A 17,985-nucleotide genomic window follows, 5' to 3' on the forward strand; every position below is an offset into this window, starting at 1 on the left:
AGGGGTTGTTCCCATGAGAACGGCCTCCCGTCACAAGCTTGTCCTTGGCTTTCTCGCGATCCTGCCGCTTACGGGATATGCAAACGAGAATTCACTGACGGCCCGGCAGATGCGGGAGGATTTGTCGGCGCTTAAACAACAATGGGCGCCCCTCGATAAAAGCTTCAGCCCGGATCAACGGCAGGCATTCGAGCGCCATGTCAGCTCTATCGAAAGCGAAGTTGATCGCTTGAGCCCGGAAGCTTTCGCAATGGAGATCATGCGATCTGTCGCGATTGCCCGGAACGGCCATACGAACGCCAATATCGGCGCTTTTCTGGGCGGCGACCTGCCCATTCGCCTGTGGTGGTTCGCCGACGGCCTCTATGTCGTAAAGGCCCATCCGTACTATGCGCATCTGCTCGGTGCACGTATAGAAAAGATCGGCTCGCTCACGGCAGCAGAGGCGGAAAACCGACTCAAGCCCTATCTTGCGGGCACAGATCAGAGAATCCACTTTCTCAGTCCCGGTTATCTGGTAACGCCGAGGGTGCTGCGGCATATAGGCGCCATTGACGACACCGCGAAAACACCGCTGACGCTGAATCTGGGCTCCGGAACGCTGGAGACGGTGGATTTGCCTGTTGTAGCGAAAGACCCGGGCGATGAGCGCAGCACCGGGCTAAACAGAGGCTATGCGGTTCTCGTCCCGGATGCGGAAGGGACCGCAGGACGCTGGCCGCATGTGCTCGATCAGCTAAAAGAAAGGCCTCGCTTATACAGCAAACGAAGCGATGTAACCGCGTCTTTTCTCGATGACGGAAAAACCACGCTCTACATTCGAAACGATACGGCGCGGAGTGTCGACGATAAGCCGCTCGTCGAAAAATTCGGCGGCATCATTCACAAAGACATCCTGCCTTTCCAGCCGAGGCACATCGTCGTCGATCTCCGTTTCAACAACGGCGGCGACTTCTTCAACAGCATTCTCTTTGCACAGGCACTGCCACGACTTCTCCCTGATAAGGGGCGGATTTCTGTCCTTGTGGGACGCGCGACCTTCTCCGCCGGCATCGTCACCGCAGCCTTGATAAAGGGAAGCGGAGGCGAGCGGGTATCTCTGATCGGCGAAAAAATGGGGGATGGCGGCAGGTTCTGGGCGGAAGGCAATAAAATAACGCTGCCAAACTCAGGGATAAGCGTCCGATATAGCTCCGAATTCGAAGACTACGAGCAAGGCTGCAGCGATGTCCGAACCTGCTACTGGGCGACCGTCGCATTTGGGCCCCGCAATATCTCCCTTTCACCCGAAATCTCTGTTGATCTCAGCTTCGACGATTATATGCGCGGTCGTGATCCGGTGCTGGAAAAGGCATTGGAGCCAACGCGATAGGTAGCCGGCGAACTTAATGACGGGCTGGAGCGGAAATACCTAAAAGCGGCGGAGAACCGCTCCTCAACCTAGTCGCCGGTGCCCGATACGGCTGCGGCCAGGGCTCTGATCGCCGATGCATGCGCGGGCGTTCTTGCGCGGGAAAGAAGAACGATATCGGAAGGCGGCAACGAAGGCAGCCCCAGTTCCACGCCCCTGTCAGGCAGGCCACGGGCGCTAATATCGCCCATCGGCGCGACGCCCGCACCTGCAAGAATTCCTTCATGGAGCACCGAACAGCTTCCGGCGGTGAAAGCATCGCGCCACTCCACGCCGGCTCTTCTAAGCTCCGACACCGCAATTTCCCGGACACCACACCCGGACCCCAGCGACACGAGCGGAATGGCGCTGTTTGAGCGTGGCCGCCAGCCCGGGGCGACCCGCCATCCCAGCCTGTCGGTCCGCAGGATTTCGCCGTCTGAGCCGCCGCCGTTACGCCGGATAATGGCCGCGTCAGCCTGTCCGGACGCGAAACTTTCCTTCACGTGAAGGGAAAAGCCAATATTCACGTCAATCACCGCATTGGCGGGGAGTGCCGCCCGCATCGCCCGTATGGCCGTCGAAAGGCGGCCCCCGATCGCGTGGTCACTGGCGGCCAGGCTAAAGTGCAGCGGCGATTCATGACCGAAGGTCAGTGCTTCCTCGTGTTTGGCGAGTAGCTCGCGAGCCTTCGGTAGGAACACCTGGCCATCCTCCGTGAGCCGCAGATGCCGTGGCGAACGGTCGATCAGCCGCCGGCCGACACGCTGCTCCAGCATCTTCAATTTTTGGCTGACGACCGGTTGCACGGTTCCTGCCGCCTCCGCCGCCTTTGTCAGGCTGCCGAGCTCTACGGAGAAAATGAACAGGCGAACGCTTTCGAGATCAATCATATAAAATCGCTATGTATGGAATATTCAATACCATATTCTCATTATGAATAAATTTGCGCAAGGTGTCTCGGCAACAAGGAGACAAGACCATGCCCATGATCAAAGCGCGCTACACCAAACCCCGGAATGGACGCGACCCAAAGCTGGAAGTCGCGGCTCTTCTTTCTCGCCTCACGGCGGAAATCCTGCAAAAGGACCCGGCTGTCACCGCGGTTCTCGTCGAGAGCGCCGATCCCGATGACTGGATCATCGCCGGATCGAGCGTCGCCGACCAGAAGGTCGGAAGCTTCTATGTCGAGGTTTCGATTACGGAACACACCAACATAAAGGACGAGACGACCGAATGGGTCCGGCGGGTCTATAGCGAGATGAACGCCCTGCTGGGCCCCGTGCACGAGGCGAGTTATGTGCTGGTTCACGCCGTCGATGGCGATGCCTATGGTTATGGCGGGCAAACCCAGAATCTGCGGTGGGCAGGCAAGCGCGGCTAGTATCTATCGGCAGGCGTCAGGCGAAACCGCCCGACGCCGCTCGCCCAGGGATATTTGCTATGCCTGGATCAAATCCGCGCACCGCCTGTCGCATCAATCATCTGTCCAGTCGTCCAGCGGGCATCGTTCGAGGCAAGGAATGTGATGACGTCCGCAATATCGTCGGCGCGTCCGACGCGCGAGAAGACAGAGAGGGCTTCAGCACCGGCACGGGCCTCCGGCGCTGCCAGCCATTCGGCGTTCATGTCGGTTTCAGTGACACCCGGCAGCACCGAATTGACCGTAATTCCGCGTCGGCCGAATTCCGGGGCGAGCGCCAGCGTCAATGTCTCAAGCGCACCCTTGGACGCCGCATAGGCGGGGTGCGTCGGCGCCGCGATGCGCGTGAAACCGGTCGAGACATTGATGATGCGGCCATTGTCGCGGAGATGATCGGCAACGGCTTGAATGAGAAAGAATGGCGCCTTGAAGTTGATCGTCATCAACGCGTCGAACGCGGCTTCCGTTGTTTCTTTCAACGATGTCGCCGGGGCAATGCCCGCATTATTGACGAGAATATCAAGCGATGGCGAGCCGGTGAAAGCGACCGCGGCTTCCCTGAACTGCTCCCACAAGCTGTCCGTCGCCGCTTTCCCGGCCCGCAGATCGGCATTGAGAGCGACCGCCTTCGAACCGAGAGCCTCGATCTCGCGGATCGTTGCCTGCGCCGCATCGGGGTTCGCACCATAATGGACGCCGATAAGACCGGCGCCCTCTTTCGCAAACGCCAGGGCCGCCGCACGGCCGATACCGCGGGAACTGCCCGTTATGAGGGCGACTTTGTTCGATAGTTTCTGAGACATGGATCACTCCGTTGCGATTTAACTAGCGATCGTTATAATAAAATCCGACCATGATCTGTCAATATTTTTATAGTGATCGATACAAAAATGTCTGAAACGACGCGAAAACAACGCGGTAGACCGCGCCTGCTTGATCGGAATGCCGGGCTCGATGTCGCAGCCCGGCTGTTCTGGGAACACGGCTATGAGGGAACCTCGATAGCGGACCTCACCCAGGCGATGGGCATCACCCCGCCGTCCCTCTACGCGACCTTCGGTTCAAAAGAAGAATTATTCCGGCTGGCGCTCGATCATAGCATTGCGCAGCAAAGCGAACGCCGCGCCGAGGTGCTGCAGGCGCAAATACCCGCCTACGAGGCGCTCGCCTCTTACCTTTACGATATTGCTGAAGGACATACCCAGCCCGACAAACCGCGCGGATGCATCGTTTCCACCGCCGTTCTCCAGCATTCAGAAGCAAACGCCTCTGTCGCCCGCACAACGGCAGGACTGCGCGAGGCGGCAATACAGATTCTCAAGACGCGGTTCGACCGCGCCGTCAGCGAGGGCGAACTACCCACGCAAACCGACACGGATACGCTCGCCCGCTTTTACGGCGCCATCATTCAGGGCATGTCTGCGCAGGCTTGCGACGGCGCATGTACGGCCAGGTTAAAGGCTTTGGTCGACGTCGCGCTGACAGCCTGGCCCGGAAAGCGTGGGGCCGCCGGCCCTTAAGGTTAAATCGGAAGCTCTTGAACAGGGCCGTCCGAGGACCGCCTGCCCCGCAAGCTTCAAGGAACGAAGGGCCGGGCGAGTAAAACTCCTGACCTGAGCTGGCGACCGCCAACTGCCGTCACAATCTGTCTCATGGTGGTTATGGGACGAAAGAATTCTTGATGTACGTGCCCACAAAATCCGACACGAACGGTGCTGCTTTCGTCCCTTTCCGGATAGCAACAGTTTGCGGAATCTCAAGAAACGTGTCCTCTAATGTGCGCAATCGCTCACCTTGCACTGCAGCGTCCTGGAGGAAATCTCTTAATCCCGCAGCCGCATCGCATCCTCCAGCCTTCAGCATTTCAATCGCAGCGGTTGGGCTTTCAGTATAAACGATTGCGGCATGCCTAAGCAGCCTTTCAAGCTGCTTGGTATACGCCGCCTCCCCTGCCGCCGAGATTCGGCAGCCGGGAACGTCGACTTCAGCGACCGAGTAAATATGAGAATCTCGTAGGACAAGATAGGTTGCGGCGACGAACGCGTACGGCGGCGAGAAATCAAAGCGGTCTGCGCGCGATGGATCAGCCGCAATGAATGCTATATCCCAGTCATTCCGTTCGTATGCCGCCATGATCGCCGCGGCAGACGGGTATGCTTTGACCAAAAGCTGGCAGCCGATTTCGGCCGCCAACGATTTCGCAAGATCGACGCTTGGTCCTGTCAGTTCGCCGGTTCGCTCCTCGAAACGAACCAGAGCGGCATTTGCGATGTTCACAGCCGCGCGTATCGACCCCGTCGGGGCGATCTCGCCGATATCGAAGGCGAGAGCGGGCATATTTACGTTGTCCCCACAAACCGGCCCGCCAGCTTCTCCGCACCGCGAGCAAGGAGGGCGACGTCGACCCCGACTGCGGTGAACAGCGTTCCCAACTCAATGCAGCGGGCTGCAAAGGTCTCATCAGGCGTGAGAATACCGGCCGGGACCCCGAGGCGCTTCAGCTTGGCGATCGTCGCTTCGATCGCAGCGACCACTTCCGGGTGACCGGGTTGGCCCGGGTACCCAAAGCTCGCCGCGAGATCGGCCGGGCCGATGAACACGCCATCGACGCCGTCAACCGAGGCTATGGCCTCGACGTGCGCCAAGGCTTCCCGTGTTTCAACCTGCACAAGAACACACAGCTCCTGGACGGCATTCTGCGCGTAGTTCTTGACCCGCCCAAAACGCGTTGCTCGCGTTAGAGCCGAGACGCCGCGAATACCCGCAGGCGGATAGCGCGTGCTATCCACGGCGGCTCTAGCTTCCTCCGCGTTCTGAATATAAGGGATCAGGAGCGTCTGGACGCCGATATCGAGGAAGCGCTTGATCAGCACCGGATCGTTGACCGCGGGCCGCACCACCGGCGACACCTGATAGGGTGCCACCGCCTGCAACTGGGGAAGCACCGTCAGTACGTCGCTGGGGGAGTGCTCGGTATCGAAGAGGAGCCAGTCGAAGCCGGCCGGTGCGACGATCTCTGCCGCGTAGCTTCCTGGGAGCCCGCACCACAGTCCGATTTGACTTTTGCCTGCGCGCAGCTTCGCCTTGAACTGATTGACAGGAAGTTCCATTTTCAACCTCACACGAAAGAAACACCGATTGAGCCAACAGGACCATAGTCGGCCTGGATGACATCGCCCTTGAGGATATCGACCGGCCGGGTAAACGAACCCGCAAGGACGATTTGCCCCTTTTTCAAGCCGCCGCCAACGGCGTGCAATTTGTTGACCAGCCAAGCGACACCCGCGGCAGGATGACCCATGATCGCCGCCGACACTCCGGACTCTTCAATGATCCCGTTTTTTGAAAGCGTTGCCCCGACCCAACGGATATCGATATCCATGGGGCGTATCACGCGCCCGCCGACGACAATTGCTCCAAAGGCGGCATTGTCGGCGATCGTATCGGTGATGGCGCGCGGCACCTCAGTCCGGTAGTCGATAATCTCAAGCGCCGGCACGATGAACTCCGTTGCCCGCATGACGTCGTAGATACGGGTGCCCGTGCCTTCAAGGTCTTCACCCATGATGAACGCCAGCTCGACCTCCAGACGCGGCTTGATGAACAGGTCGGACCTGATTTGAGATCCGTCGTTGTAAAGCGCGTCGTCTAGAATGACACCATAATCGGGTTCGGTCATCTTCGACGCCATCTGCATGGCGCGCGAAGTCAGACCTATCTTATGACCAATAATGCGTGCGCCGCGAGAGACACGCGACTGTGCCCAGAGCGCCTGGATGCGGTAAGCATCTTCCAGATCGAGGTCAGGATAGGACTTGCTCGGCTGGACGATCGGCTTGCGATCGGTCTCTGCCTTCAATATGGCATCTGCCGCCGCCTGGCGCAGGTCTTCGCTGATCATGATGAGACTCCAGAAACAATATCTATTTGATCGGTGGGCGCGGCAAGACACCTTCACCGGGCTCCATCACATAGGTGTAGTCGAGCGAGAACCACGGCCTCTCAATGTCTTCATCCGTGGGATGCGGTTCGTCATGGCGGACGAAATCACCTGTCAGCGCCGAGGTGACCCCGAACTGAACGTCGGACTCGATGTTGGGGTCGCTCGGATCGAAGACCTGCGAGATCAGCGTTTTGTAACCGTGCTTGAAAATCAGTGCATGCAGATGCGCCGGTCGATAAGGATGGCGACCCTGAGCCTTGAGAAGACGCCCGACGACGCCGTCCACCGGGATCGGATAACCGACCATCTTCACGGTTCTGAACCAGAACCGTCCTCGTTCGTCGGTCATAAACTTTCCGCGAAGATTCATCTCCGCCTGGTCGGGATCCTGGTTTTCATAGAGGCCGACTGGAGACGCATGCCACACATCGACCTCCGCTCCCGGAATCGGCCTGCCTTCGCGATCAATCACGTTCGCTCTGACAAACAGCGGTGCGCCGGGCGTGTCGGAGCGAATAATGGTCCCGCCATTTTCGACCCGAGGAGAATTAAGGCGCCAGAACGGGCCGAGAAGCGATTGCGAGGTTTCGGTCTGCCCCCTGTCGCCGTTGTTAAGAAGGCAAACAAGAGAAGACACGCCAAGAGAGCCGGACATCAAAACGAATTCGTTATGGCTGTCGGTCTGCAGCTGGCCGATCTCGTTCAGGATGGCGGTTGCCTCCCGGAATTCAACTTCGGTCAGCCGCACTTCCCGCACAAACGCATGGAGATGTTTCACCAGCGCCGTCAGGATTTCCCGGGCCCGCGGATCGGATGTCTGTTCCATTACTGCCAGCACGGCAGGAGTCACGTCGCTCTCAGTCTTGATTACCATTGGCGCACCTCCACGACGGCATCGATACTTTGATAATCGATTATCCGTCAAGACACTTTTGTCTTTGGTGAGAGATCTCCACCAATCTGAATGAGATGAGTATATGTAACTATATGGTATAGCAGATAAAAAATTTCGACACCGCCTCACTTCCGAGGCGTAGGCAGAAATACAGCTCGCTATCGTTGACATAAATAATCGTTTATCGTAACGATCGTCGATGACGCGCGAATGTGTCTGGGAGGTTTTATGACGCAGGCTGAGGCCCCAAATTCGCTAAACGAGCAGTCCGGAAACGGTGGCTTCTCCGATGACGGGAAGAACACGATCGGCAGCCAGCTGGCATTTCGATTGCGGGAAGCGATCATCTCGGGTGAACTTGAAGCCGGCAGCAAGATCCATCTCGACAAGGCTCGACAGTCGTTCAATGTCAGTCTCAGCCCTCTGCGCGAAGGTCTTGCCCGGTTGATTTCCGACGGCCTTGTCGAGTTCGAGGACAATCGCGGTTATCGCGTGTCGCCGATTTCGCTGGCCAATCTCGAGGAGATCACCAGCCTGCGCGAAGAGCTGGAGGTGTTCGCCCTGAGGGAATCTATCCGGGTCGGCGACGTGGAGTGGGAAAGCAATGTCATGCGTGTGCTCCACAAGCTCAACCGCACGGAACGAGATGCCAGCAGACCGGAGACGCTGGAGCATTGGGAGGCGGCCCATCGCGATTTCCACCTCGCCCTTATTTCAGGGTGCGGGAAGCCTCTTCTGCTGCACTTCTGCAAAACGCTCCTCAACCTTAACGACCGCTATCGCCGAATATTCCTGACGCAGACGTCGGGCGACCGAAACGTCGGCCAGGAACACAGCGAAATCGCCCAGGGCGCGGTCGCGAGGGACCTCGATTATGCCACGGACAAGCTCCGCCAGCACATCCATCGCACCGGTAAAAACCTGCTTGAGCATCTCGCGCGGACAGGGGTCGTGCGATGAACAATCTTTCCGACATGGAAAGAGCTCCAATCGGGGTCGCGCACTTTTCCGCGATTCAACTGCCTCCGGTGCAATTCGTGGAGCAGGCTGCAGCAGCAGGTTTCAACGCGGTCGGGCTTCGGCTTCACCCCGCCTTTCCCGGGGCACCTTTTTATGAATTGCCGCAAGGCAGTAGGGCCGCATCAGAATTTCGGGCCGTACTCGACGGCGAAGGCATGAAAGTCTTCGATATCGAATTCTTTATTCTCGGGGCGGATTTTAACGCGGCCTCGGTCGAACACATCGTTGCGGCTGCGGCCGATATCGGAGCCAAGCGCTTGAGTGCTTGTGGCGACGATGGTGACCACGAACGTTTGATCGGCAACCTCGTCGCGTTGTGCCAACTGGCCGCCCGTTACGGCATGGGGGTCGATATCGAAAACATGGGCTGGCGCACGATCAATACATATGCTCGCAGCGCTGCACTGGTCGACGGTTGCAAGCAAGCAAACGCAGGAGCTTTGGTTGATGCCATCCACTTTTTCCGGAACAGTGGGAACGTCAGCGAAATCAATGCTGACATCGTGAACCACCTGCAGCTCTGCGACGTGACGGGTCCAGTCCCCTCGCGGCCCGAAGACATGGTGAATGAAGCACGGGCAGGTCGGTTGGCCCCAGGCGACGGCATTCTTGCGCTCAAAGACCTGCTTGCCAAACTTGCCGGCAAAGCTGCGATATCAGTGGAGGTTCCGCTCGTGGGCGACGTCACTCCGCTGGCACATCTGAGAGATCTGAACTTGAAGACGCGGAGAGTTCTGCAGTCGGCAAGTGGTTGTCGTGATGCTGGTCGGCGGGCCCGAGCAAAGAACGCTTCCCCGCGAAATGTTTTCCGCCGTTCGTGAGAACTTGTCGCCCACGATTGCAGCCGCCGCAACTGTCATGACCGTACTTGCGATCATACTTGTAATTTGGGTCCAAATTCTTCGCCGTAAACATGAATAGAAATTCTGTTCAACCGAAGCAATGATCCGTTATCAATGGTCTTTTTTGAACCCTATTGAACCTGTAATAAGTAGTCTTCCTACACCCAATCCAAGGCAAAGTTCCGACGGCAACCTTCACCAGCGCGAGCAATTGGTTGATGCTGGCAAACTTGCCCACTTCGCGACGAAGTGGCCTACGGCCTCACGACATGAGGTCATGTACAAAGGCCTTCTGTTCGAGCGTAACAAGGCCGAGCAGTACGGACTCATAAAACTCCAGTGATCCACCACCTCATTCCCGGTCACGCATCCGGGGATACGGCAAGCCGTGTCTTTAATTGCTCACACCATGAACCGATCCATCAGCAAATCGGGACGAACACCATATCCGGCGGCAATCTCAGCCAGATCGACCTCGGAGTTTTCTGCCAGGATGCCGGTCCTGACAAGGCAAGAGGTAAGGCTCGCACCGGAGGCTCCGGCAATGTCGTGTTCAAGGCTGTCACCAATACACACAATGCGACCAGGAGACAGGTCACCTAGAAGCCCCTGCGCATGTTCGTAAATCGTGGGATAAGGCTTGCCGAACCAGCGAACTGAACCGCCAAGCTCCTGATAGGCAAGCGCGATACTACCGGCGCCCGGCGCAACACGTCCGCCAGCCGTGAGCTTGTGGCGATCAGGATTGGTGCAGTAGCACGGCACATCGCGCCGTGCGGCCGGTTCGAGCCTTGCGCGGTAAGCCGAAAGCGGGATCGTTTCGGCTTCGCTTCCGGAAATAACCACAATGTCGGCGATTTCAGCATCCTCGACACTTTCGAAACCGAGACGGTCAGCGAGATTGCGGTCGAAGCCACTGGAAATGGTAAGGCAGCTTATGCGCCCGGACCGCCCCGCGGCTTCCCGGGCCAGAACATTATGGGCGACATCGCCAGAGGTCAGGAAATGATCGAAACCCGCGCGATCAAAACCAAGTCTGACCAGCCGCTCCGCGTTGTAATCTCCGCTCCGGCCGGAATTCGAAAGAATGACGACGGCCTTCCCCAAAGATTTCAGGTAAAGCAGTGCATCGTTGGCACCCGGATAAGCGCGCTCGTCATCCCGCAACACGCCGAACTGATCGATGAGGAATGCATCGTAGCGGGCAGCCAGTGCAGCGAGAGTCGTATATGGCGCAATGCTCATGACCAGCGGGCCTTTCCGGCGAGGACCAGCGAAGCGGTGCCGACGGCAGCCTCCGCCGAGCGAGAGGGGAGAAAGGGCACGCCGAGCGCATTTTCCCGCAGGCGGGTCCAAGCCGGGTTTACCGCGCCGCCGCCAACCGAGCGCACGGATCGCACGGCGGGGCCGCCAAGCGCCGCCAGCCGATCGTAGCCCGACTTTTCGATGGCGGTGATGCCTTCCAGGATAGCCTGAAAGAAAACGAGATCATCGCCCGGGCGCGGTTCCAGTCTTGGCGGATGGGCGGCATCGTTTACCGGGAAACGTTCCCCCGGCTTCAAAAGCGGATAGTAACCGAGACCCGTCGGCTCATCCGGCCGAAGATGCGGCGTCATCACTTTCAGCTGCGCATTATCGAAGAAGCTTCTGATGACCGCACCACCGGAATTGGAAGCGCCGCCCGCAAGCCAGAAGTCGAGAATGCGATGCGAATAGATGCCATACTCCGCAGCATTGATGGGCCGGGAGGAGGCAAGCTTGACAACCAGGGTCGAACCGAGCGCGGTGACACCATCGCCCGTTGCGGCAGCACCCGTCGCAAGGAAGGAAGCACAACCGTCCGTCGTGCCCGCATGATAACGGCAGCCAGAGGGTAGACCGAGGGATCGCCCCGTCGCGCCGACCTCCGACAGCACCGCGCCCGCGCGCCGGACCGTCGGCAGAAGGGCGATATCCATACCACAGGCTTCCAGCCATTGAGGCCAGACCTCGGCAGTGAGGTCGTAACCGGTTTTGAGCGCATTGTTCTCGTCGCTCGATGGCACATGGAGGCCGAGTTGCATGAGAATCCAGTCGGCTTGATGCACGATCGCGCACGCGCCCGGTCGCCGCGAAAGGTGAATGGCGCGAGCAAGCGCCGATGTCGCTCCCCGCGCAGGGCTGTCGTCCGGCGCATACCTTGCAATTCTGTCCACGATACTAGCATCCGGACAAGCGTCGTTATACATCAGGACATCGCCGACAGGCGCGCCCCTGGCATCCACCGCAAGCACTGTGCCCGAGGTGCCGTCAACCGCAATTCCCTCCACATCAACAAGGGAGAGGCGTGAAACAAGTTCGGTCAGACAGGTCCTTACGCCGTACCACCAGACAGACGGCAAGCGGGCAGCCACGGCGTCGGGAAAGGCAAAGGTAACCATCTCCAACGGCGTTCCATCGGCTGCGAGCGCCGCAACGCGCACCCCGGATGTGCCGATGTCGATCCCCAGAGCAACGGCGGATTTCAGCGCTCGGATCATGCCGTCCGACTCGCCTTGCGGTCGAGCGCCTGACGGTACTGCTCGGCCTCCCAGTGGGTCAGTTCATGCTCCTGGGCGGAATCCAGATACACGACAGGCGCACCCTCAGGGATACGGGAAACCACTTCGGCGAGACAACGCGCCATCACACGTCCGCCATTCGTCAACGCGTTGGATAGCAACACCCCCTGCCCCGGCGCGAGCAACATCTTGGGAACGGCAAGGCCCCGCAAACGGCGTTGACCGACATAGATAGCGACGGTCTCACTCTCGGCAAGAACGCCAATTTCCGTACCGAGAAAAATGATATGGTCAGGGTAAAGCGAGCCGGCGGTCGCGATCGTCACGCTTGCCGGATTGAGCGCCGTCTTGTGGCTCCCGGCATCCTCGGCCGCGTGAAAATCAGACCCGGCGGCCATTGCTTCAAGTCTCACCGTGTCGACTGGCGTCGAGGGTCGCTCTTCCACGCGAAGCGCCGCCATCACCCTTTCGACGCGATCCCGCACCTCCGCCACCGTCTCTCCCGTGACGATAATGCCATGGTTGAACAGGATCAGTACATCCGGCCTGCTTGCGGCAACACGGTCGATCTCATGGGCGAGCGGAGTGCCTGGGCGGCGGTAGGGTATTGTGACGAAGGTGAGATCGGGCAAGGCCGCCATCCGCTCCGCAACAACACGCTCGCGGTCCTCCAGCACGGAAAGCGCAATCGCCTCTACGCAATGATAATGGGCAATCACTGTCTGCGGCAGCACAGCGTGAAAACTCGTCTCGATCGATGGACGCAGGCCCGATGTATTGAGTTCCGCCACAACAAAATCGGTTGCCTTCTCGGCGGCCGGATTGCCTGACCGTAGTGCTTCCACCAGGGGGGCTACCCTGACAGGCACCATGATATCCCGCTGCCCTGCTTGGGCGAGCCACGTACCGGAAGCCTTAACCCACATCACCCCATCGCGTTTGAAGGACGTGTTGCCGCCGGCCCCTTGCGTTTTCAAAATATCGCTGCCTATCGCCCTTGAAAGCGCGAGAAATGCTTCAAAGGCAGAAACATCTCCCGGCGATATATCGGAATCCATGGCTGCATCCTCCAAATGCCTCTTCAGCTCGCTACATTTCGCGAAAGAGATGAGCTAACTTTTACAAAAAATGTATTACCATGATTAAATTACGTCAATAATGAAAATTTATTCTCGTTATATTGACATAAATTGCGCATCATGAGCATTCTTCCTCATCGGCACGGGAGAGCCGGAAGAGGAGCAGAGATGAACGACACCGAGCGCCAGAAGGCCATTGTCGAGCTTTTGCGCGAAACGCCATTCGCATCGGTTCGCGATCTTCAGCAGCGCCTCGAGGCATCTCCGGCCACCATTCGCCGTGATATCGAAAAGCTGCATGAGTTCGGCCAGGCCAGAAAGGTCTATGGCGGCGTTTCGGCGCTCGAGACTGGCGACAGCGCGCGGCTTTCAGCGCGCCCCTATGACGAGAACCGCGACATCGCCGTCGAGGCCAAACGGGCGATTGCCGCGAGGGCGGCTGAACTGGTGCGGGACGGCGACGCCATCATCGTCAATGGCGGCTCCACCTGCTACCAGCTCGGCACGCTGCTGGCCCGGCGAAATGTTCGCATCTGGACCAACTCCATGCCGCTCGCCGCCTATCTTGGCGAACACGGCACCTGTCAGCTTTCATTGGCCGGTGGCGCGCTCCATCGCGAGCCCGGCATCATTCACGATATTGCGGCCAGTTCGCCCGGCTTCTTTGCCTCGCGCTTCTTTGTCGGTACGCAGGGCATCAGCGGCAAGGGACTGCTCGAGTCCCATCCCCTGCTCGTCAAGGTCATCGGTGAACTTGCGGCCTGCGCCGACGAAATTGTGCTGTTGGCCGATAGCCGGAAGTTTTCCATCCAGCCGCGCAATATTGCCCTGACGTTGTCACGCGTCGGTACCATTATCACCGATGACGGGTTGACCGACGCCAACGCCAGGATGCTGGAAGAGGCAGGCGTCACCATCACCATCGCCACCGTGGGAGGAGAAAAATGACTCACTCCCCGATTGCCGTCTTCGATCTCGGCAAGACCAATTCAAAACTCTTTGTTCTTTCGCCGGAAGGCAGGCTCATCGACGAAGCGCGAACCCGGCCGGCATGGCTGTGGAATGGGGACCTTCAGGTTCTCAACGATGAAGCCCTCTTTGCGTGGACGAAGGCCGAACTCGTTCGCGTGGTGTCAGCGCACAGCGTCGGTCGCATCGTTTTTTCCGGACATGGCTGCACCTTCGCACTGACGGCCGGCGACACCCTCGTTCATCCGATTCTGGACTACGAACAGGAACCACCTGCCGAAATCGCCGCCCGCATTGACCTTCTGGCGCCCGACTTTCGCGAGACCTTTTCGCCGCCGCTCCCATTCGGATTCAACTACGGTCGCCATCTTCTTTGGCTGAACGAGCGCGATCCGGCACTTCTCGGGCGGACCGAGGCCATCCTCGCCTATCCGCAATTCTGGAGCTGGAGGTTCTCAGGCCGCAAGGTTTCCGAAGTTTCCTATCTCGGCTGCCATTCTCATCTCTGGGCGCCAGTGGATGACGACTATAGCAGTCTTGTCGATCGTATGGGTTGGCGCAACAAGATGCCGGCGTTCGAGCGGGCAGGCAGCGTGATCGGGACGCACGGCATGTCGCTTGCCGACGGACGGACCGTGGATATCGCCGTTCACAATGGCGTGCACGATAGCAATGCCGCTCTCTATTTCTACCGCTCGCTCGGGTTCTCCGATTTCACGCTTATCTCGACTGGCACCTGGGTGATCATCTTCAATCCTGCAAGCCCGCTTGGAAGCCTCGATGCCGGACGCGACATGCTGGCCAACGTCACCGTAGATCGCCAGCCGGTCGCGACCATCCGCTTCATGGGCGGCCGGGAATACGACCTTGCAAGCGGCGACTGGAGCATGCCCGTTTCCGCACAGGCGATTGCTGCAGTCATCGCCAAAGGCAGCTTTGCCTTACCATCCTTCGCCGCGGGCGGCCCGATGCAAGGCTATGTAGGGCGTTTCGTCGGACCGATGGTCACCGGCGAGGAGCGTGCCGCAGTGGCCCTGCTTTATGTTACATTGATGACCGATTTCTCACTCGACCTCATCGGCTCGCAAAACACGATCGTCATCGATGGTGGCCTGGTGAAGACAGGCTTTTATGCCTCGATACTCGCAGCGCTGCGACCCAGCCAGACGATCCATACCAGCGCCAATGCCGAAGGCAGCGCCTTCGGTGCTGCGGCACTCGTTTTCGATGAAACGGGTGGCAACCCGTTTGTCAACGATTGCTCGATAGCGCAACCGGCAATCATTGCCGGGCTAGATACCTACAGGAACGCGTGGCGACAACAGGTGGACACGATGGCATCAACAAATAGCGAATATGGGGAGGCGGTTTGATGCAGCCGGTTGTTCAGCTCAGCGGTCTTGGCAAGTCTTTCGGTGGCGTCAGGGCATTGAAAAATGTGGGCCTGGAAATCTACCCGGGCGAGGTGCACGCGCTGATGGGGGAAAACGGTGCCGGCAAATCGACGCTGATCAAAATTCTCTCCGGCCTCTACGCCCCGGACGAGGGCACGATCACCGTCAACGGCGGAGCAGTCACGTTTTCCTCGACGCGAGACGCCAATGCCGCCGGCATCGCGACCGTTTACCAGGAGCTTCTGCTGTTCCCGGAGCTTACCGTCGCCGAAAACATTTTTCTCGGCAATTATCCCCGGCGGGCAGGCGGCATGATCGACTGGCCGGCAGTCCGCGCGGGCAGCCGCAAGCTTCTCAAAGAACTCGACACGCATGACCTCGATGTCGATGAGAAAGTGGCCAACCTGTCGGTCGCGCAGCGCCAGTGCGTGGAGATCGCCAAGGCACTGTCAAAAAACGCCAAGGTTCTGATCATGGACGAGCCGACCGCGTCGCTGGTCGAATCGGATGTGCAGCGCCTGCTCGATATCGTCAGGCAATTGCGCGCGCGCGGCGTCGGCATTCTCTATGTCAGCCATCGCATGCCGGAGATTTTCGCTGTATGCGACCGCGTGACCGTTTTGCGCGATGGAGCCTACATCGCAACCAAAAACATCGATGAGGTCGATGAAGCCGCCTTGGTATCCCTGATGGTAGGTCGCGCCATCGAGAATCTTTTTCCCAAGGTTGACGTACCGATCGGCAAACCTGTCCTTGAGGTTGCAGGTTTGAACCACGGCAAGCGCGTCAGGGACATTTCATTTACCGTACGGCAGGGCGAAATTCTCGGCATTGCCGGGCTTGTCGGCAGCGGGCGAACCGAACTTGCGCTCACACTTTTCGGCATGACGCCGGCCACATCTGGCGAAATCCGCATCGACGGCAAGGCGGTTGCAATCACATCGCCTTCGCAGGCGCGCAACCTCGGCATTGCCTATGTGCCCGAAGATCGCGGGTTGCAAGGCCTCATCAAATCGATGGCCATCCGCAAAAACGTCACCATGGCCACGCTCGGCAAGGTATCGAACGGCATCTTTATTCGCGCTGCGGCAGAAATGAGCCGGGCGACCGACGCAATCAAACGTTTTGGCGTGCGCTGCCGCGATCCCGACCAGCCGATCGGCCAGCTTTCCGGCGGGAACCAGCAGAAGGTGGTGATCGCCAAATGGCTCGAAATCAAACCCCGCGTGCTGATCCTCGACGAGCCGACACGCGGTGTCGATGTCGGCGCGAAATCGGAAATCCACGCGATCATGGGCGAGCTTGCCCGCGAGGGCGTCGCCATCATCATGATTTCGAGCGAACTGCCTGAGGTGCTGGGTATGAGCGACCGGGTGATGGTCATGGCAGAAGGCCGGATCACCGAAATTGTCGAGCGTAGTGACGCGACACCCGAGCGGGTCGGTGCGGCGATGACGGCACATCGCAGAGAGGAGAACGCGGCATGAGCAACCTCGGCAATGCACCGGCGCTACGCACGACAAGCGCGCACCTTATCCAAAGCGGCTACCGCAGATTCCTTTCGGATTATGGGCAGGAAATATTCGTCCTTGCGGCAATCGTTGCGCTTTTCGTTTGCGTGACCCTGGTCAATCCGCGTTTCATCGCCGTCAACAATCTCAACACGATTCTTTCCGGAAATGCCTATATTGCCGTCGCGGCAATCGGCATGGCGATGGTGATAATCACCGGCAATATCGACGTTTCCGTTGGCGCGCTGATCGGTGTGCTGGCAACGGTTGCGGGAACATTGGCGACATCAGGCTATCCGGTATGGGTCGCCTGGACGGTCCCTATTCTCGTCGGCATGTCAATCAACACCGTCATCGGCCTGCTCGTCGCCTATGCCCGCATTCCGTCGATCGTCGTGACGCTGGGCGCTCTCTCGATCCTGCGCGGCGGCCTCATCAGCGTCACCGGCGGAGCCTGGATCTCTAACCTGCCACCTAACTTCCTGCTCGCGCAGCAGAAACTGCTCGGCCTTCCGGTTCCGTTGGTCGCGATGATCATTCTCACTGTGCTGACCGCCTTCTGGATGCGCAATTCGGCCTTTGGACGTTCGCTTTATGCGCTCGGCGGCAACCCCGAAGCAGCCGTTGCCAGCGGCATTCCCGCCGAGCGGCGCATCGTTCAGGTTTTTGCCATCCACGGCATGTTCGCCGGACTTGCCGCCATCTTGTTCGCAACCCAGTTGCAGGTCATCCAGTCGACGGTTCCGCCCAATCTGGAGCTCACGATCATCACGGCCGCAGTCATTGGCGGCGTATCGATCCTGGGCGGCACAGGCACAGTGATCGGCTCGACGCTGGCGACAATCCTGTTTGCTACCATCGGCTCGGCCCTGATCTTCATCAATGTCTCCGCCTACTGGCTGAGGGCGGTCATCGGTTTGCTGATCCTCATCACGGTGCTTGCCGATATGCTGCGTCGCCGCCGCAGGAGTGTTTGAAA

At 59.0% G+C, this 17,985-nt stretch carries 18 protein-coding genes; 9 read left to right on the forward strand and 9 right to left on the reverse strand.

Annotated elements, in window-relative coordinates; all coding sequences use genetic code 11:
• Window positions 1-13 precede the first annotated feature (13 nt).
• Window positions 14-1,372 carry a peptidase S41 gene (locus RAC79_RS16285; RefSeq protein WP_142845936.1) on the forward strand — a complete coding sequence of 453 codons (1,359 nt, stop codon included), beginning with the start codon at window positions 14-16 and terminating at the stop codon, window positions 1,370-1,372.
• 68 nt (window positions 1,373-1,440) lie between these two features.
• Here the strand turns inward: RAC79_RS16285 and RAC79_RS16290 are convergent, their stop codons facing one another.
• Complete coding sequence (locus RAC79_RS16290) at window positions 1,441-2,283, reverse strand: LysR family transcriptional regulator (protein ID WP_142845935.1); 843 nt, start codon at window positions 2,281-2,283, stop codon at window positions 1,441-1,443.
• 89 nt (window positions 2,284-2,372) lie between these two features.
• Between RAC79_RS16290 and RAC79_RS16295 the strand changes: the two genes are divergently transcribed.
• Window positions 2,373-2,774, forward strand: a complete 402-nt coding sequence (locus tag RAC79_RS16295) for a 4-oxalocrotonate tautomerase family protein (protein ID WP_374997288.1) — start codon at window positions 2,373-2,375, stop codon at window positions 2,772-2,774.
• A gap of 68 nt (window positions 2,775-2,842) precedes the next feature.
• Here the strand turns inward: RAC79_RS16295 and RAC79_RS16300 are convergent, their stop codons facing one another.
• Window positions 2,843-3,616, reverse strand: coding sequence for an SDR family NAD(P)-dependent oxidoreductase (locus RAC79_RS16300; RefSeq protein ID WP_065657474.1), 774 nt, complete (start codon window positions 3,614-3,616; stop codon window positions 2,843-2,845).
• 87 nt (window positions 3,617-3,703) lie between these two features.
• Here RAC79_RS16300 and RAC79_RS16305 point away from each other — a divergent pair, with 87 nt between their 5' ends.
• Window positions 3,704-4,333, forward strand: coding sequence for a TetR/AcrR family transcriptional regulator (locus tag RAC79_RS16305; RefSeq protein ID WP_078053732.1), 630 nt, complete (start codon window positions 3,704-3,706; stop codon window positions 4,331-4,333).
• A gap of 139 nt (window positions 4,334-4,472) precedes the next feature.
• Here RAC79_RS16305 and RAC79_RS16310 read toward each other — a convergent pair whose 3' ends face one another.
• The 4 genes from RAC79_RS16310 to RAC79_RS16325 are packed head-to-tail and all read right to left on the reverse strand — an operon-like array spanning window position 4,473 to window position 7,630.
• A complete protein-coding gene (locus tag RAC79_RS16310; RefSeq protein WP_078053733.1) occupies window positions 4,473-5,150 on the reverse strand; it encodes a transporter substrate-binding domain-containing protein in 678 nt (225 codons plus the stop codon).
• A gap of 2 nt (window positions 5,151-5,152) precedes the next feature.
• Window positions 5,153-5,923, reverse strand: a complete 771-nt coding sequence (gene hpaI, locus RAC79_RS16315; RefSeq protein ID WP_174037174.1) for a 4-hydroxy-2-oxoheptanedioate aldolase — start codon at window positions 5,921-5,923, stop codon at window positions 5,153-5,155.
• Window positions 5,924-5,931: 8 nt separating this feature from the next.
• The gene (gene hpaH / locus RAC79_RS16320) at window positions 5,932-6,714 is read right to left on the reverse strand and encodes a 2-oxo-hept-4-ene-1,7-dioate hydratase (RefSeq protein ID WP_374997289.1); all 783 of its coding nucleotides are present in this window, start codon (window positions 6,712-6,714) and stop codon (window positions 5,932-5,934) included.
• Window positions 6,715-6,736: 22 nt separating this feature from the next.
• Window positions 6,737-7,630, reverse strand: a complete 894-nt coding sequence (locus RAC79_RS16325; RefSeq protein WP_078053736.1) for an intradiol ring-cleavage dioxygenase — start codon at window positions 7,628-7,630, stop codon at window positions 6,737-6,739.
• 249 nt (window positions 7,631-7,879) lie between these two features.
• Between RAC79_RS16325 and RAC79_RS16330 the strand changes: the two genes are divergently transcribed.
• Window positions 7,880-8,611, forward strand: a complete 732-nt coding sequence (locus RAC79_RS16330) for a GntR family transcriptional regulator (RefSeq protein ID WP_078053737.1) — start codon at window positions 7,880-7,882, stop codon at window positions 8,609-8,611.
• Window positions 8,608-9,492: a sugar phosphate isomerase/epimerase family protein gene (locus RAC79_RS16335; RefSeq protein WP_374997290.1), complete on the forward strand. Its 885-nt coding sequence runs from the start codon at window positions 8,608-8,610 to the stop codon at window positions 9,490-9,492. Before RAC79_RS16330 ends, RAC79_RS16335 begins: the two co-directional genes overlap by 4 nt.
• 423 nt (window positions 9,493-9,915) lie before the next feature.
• Here the strand turns inward: RAC79_RS16335 and RAC79_RS16340 are convergent, their stop codons facing one another.
• Genes RAC79_RS16340 through RAC79_RS16350 form a run of 3 tightly spaced genes read right to left on the reverse strand, consistent with a single transcriptional unit; the run spans window position 9,916 to window position 13,111 of the window.
• The gene (locus RAC79_RS16340) at window positions 9,916-10,758 is read right to left on the reverse strand and encodes a TIGR01459 family HAD-type hydrolase (protein ID WP_125146106.1); all 843 of its coding nucleotides are present in this window, start codon (window positions 10,756-10,758) and stop codon (window positions 9,916-9,918) included.
• A complete protein-coding gene (locus tag RAC79_RS16345; protein ID WP_125146105.1) occupies window positions 10,755-12,032 on the reverse strand; it encodes an FGGY-family carbohydrate kinase in 1,278 nt (425 codons plus the stop codon). Before RAC79_RS16345 ends, RAC79_RS16340 begins: the two co-directional genes overlap by 4 nt.
• Window positions 12,029-13,111 (reverse strand): class II aldolase/adducin family protein, encoded by a 1,083-nt coding sequence (locus RAC79_RS16350; RefSeq protein WP_125146104.1) that lies wholly within the window; start codon window positions 13,109-13,111, stop codon window positions 12,029-12,031. Before RAC79_RS16350 ends, RAC79_RS16345 begins: the two co-directional genes overlap by 4 nt.
• 189 nt (window positions 13,112-13,300) lie before the next feature.
• On the opposite strand from RAC79_RS16350, the gene RAC79_RS16355 reads away from it, so the two are divergent.
• The 4 genes from RAC79_RS16355 to RAC79_RS16370 are packed head-to-tail and all read left to right on the forward strand — an operon-like array spanning window position 13,301 to window position 17,983.
• Window positions 13,301-14,080 (forward strand): DeoR/GlpR family DNA-binding transcription regulator, encoded by a 780-nt coding sequence (locus RAC79_RS16355; protein ID WP_125146103.1) that lies wholly within the window; start codon window positions 13,301-13,303, stop codon window positions 14,078-14,080.
• Window positions 14,077-15,474: an FGGY-family carbohydrate kinase gene (locus tag RAC79_RS16360; RefSeq protein WP_142845927.1), complete on the forward strand. Its 1,398-nt coding sequence runs from the start codon at window positions 14,077-14,079 to the stop codon at window positions 15,472-15,474. The genes RAC79_RS16355 and RAC79_RS16360 overlap by 4 nt, the downstream gene beginning before the upstream one ends.
• The gene (locus RAC79_RS16365; protein WP_162856865.1) at window positions 15,474-16,982 is read left to right on the forward strand and encodes a sugar ABC transporter ATP-binding protein; all 1,509 of its coding nucleotides are present in this window, start codon (window positions 15,474-15,476) and stop codon (window positions 16,980-16,982) included. The genes RAC79_RS16360 and RAC79_RS16365 overlap by 1 nt, the downstream gene beginning before the upstream one ends.
• A complete protein-coding gene (locus RAC79_RS16370) occupies window positions 16,979-17,983 on the forward strand; it encodes an ABC transporter permease (RefSeq protein WP_125146101.1) in 1,005 nt (334 codons plus the stop codon). The genes RAC79_RS16365 and RAC79_RS16370 overlap by 4 nt, the downstream gene beginning before the upstream one ends.
• The last annotated feature ends 2 nt before the right edge of the window (window positions 17,984-17,985 follow it).

The organism is Agrobacterium sp. LR_9, assembly GCF_041954855.1.
Classification (GTDB): domain Bacteria; phylum Pseudomonadota; class Alphaproteobacteria; order Rhizobiales; family Rhizobiaceae; genus Agrobacterium; species Agrobacterium leguminum.